Genomic DNA, 1,204 nt, shown 5'->3' with positions numbered 1-1,204 from the left:
GATTTGCTAAATGATTACCTGAGCGATATGTTTGGTAGCGACCCTGTGCCTGTTAGTAAGCCTAATGATAGCTCATGTTCTTCGGCAGAGCATACATCCGAAAACTATCTGAATGAGTCATCTGCTCAAATTTCTGAAAGCGCACACGTCAGTGAGCAAGAAAATATAAGTGCCGATTGTGAGTTTGCTGAAGAAGCCAATCTTACAAATGAAGGTCGGCAAAATCAGGGCGGATCTGTCACTTCACGTAAGCCAAGTCATGTTGATTCGGTAACTAGTGTTACCAGGGTGGCATCAGAGCCACAATGCGCTCAGCCAGTTCTTGGGATTTTGGGTGGTTCCACTGTTAAAACGACTGAAGCTATTTCGCCTGACCTATCTCTTATTCCGACAATTAAAATGGTAAGAGAAGACGATGATCAAAGTTTTCGGTCTCAGTGTGAGGCCCAGATAGTATTATTAACATTTCTCTATTACTTAAGAAAACCGCTTTCACCGCGAGTTCGGCAATGCTTCTTAGACTACTCTGAGCAAGCTATAGATGATTACTACGCTGCTTTTTGGTTAGCGGAGCAGTCTGTAGAGAGTGTGCGATGAGCTCTGAAGATATCGATAAGAAGCACTCTATTCATGGAGGGCGTGAATTCGATCAGGACGAGAATGTCAGCTCATCTGATGCTATGGATGAATACTTCTTTGATATGCTTGGCTCAGTTGCCGATCAGCAACCTTTAAAAGACTTAGATACAATACACAAAAACAAGCTTAGTGACGCGGAATTACACTCTCTAGACTCCGTGAATGTAATGCATACAAGGTCTAAAGAGCCACTTGAAGGCAGAGTAGGATCCAAGTTAAAGCCTAAGGTTATTGCAAAAGCAAATTTTGCAAAAGTGAAGCCGGCTAAGCCTCAATTTGCTGAGCCTGAAAGATCAAAAATTTCACCTCTGATTATACCTGCTGCATTTCCAAAGCTTGCGCCGGTTAAAACCAAGACGAGTGTTAAAGAGTTATCTGAGCAGAACCTTAAAGTAAAGCAAAAGCTTGAAGTTAAGACCGAGCAAAAGACTGAACAAAAGCTTCAGACTAAGCTAGTTAGAAAGACGGCCTTAGCGATTCTGGAGAAGAAAAAGTCAAAGTTGAGCGCGGCTCAGCTTTCCCGCTTGGAAGCGAAGCTTGGTCTTAAAGCCGAGCCCGAGCTTAA

Annotated in this window: 2 protein-coding genes; both read left to right on the top strand. The window is 43.1% G+C overall.

The features are described from left to right. A partial coding sequence (locus A3763_RS29270; protein ID WP_197483141.1) for a hypothetical protein occupies positions 1-597 on the top strand: 597 nt, incomplete at its 5' end. Continuing rightward, positions 594-1,204, top strand: a 611-nt coding sequence (locus A3763_RS25875) for a hypothetical protein (protein ID WP_156495345.1), incomplete at its 3' end; no start/stop codon positions are given. The genes A3763_RS29270 and A3763_RS25875, both read left to right, overlap by 4 nt.

It is taken from the genome of Oleiphilus sp. HI0128 (assembly GCF_001635365.1).
The sequence above is the reverse complement of the archived record's forward strand: the minus strand, read 5'-3'. Positions and strand labels throughout refer to the sequence as shown.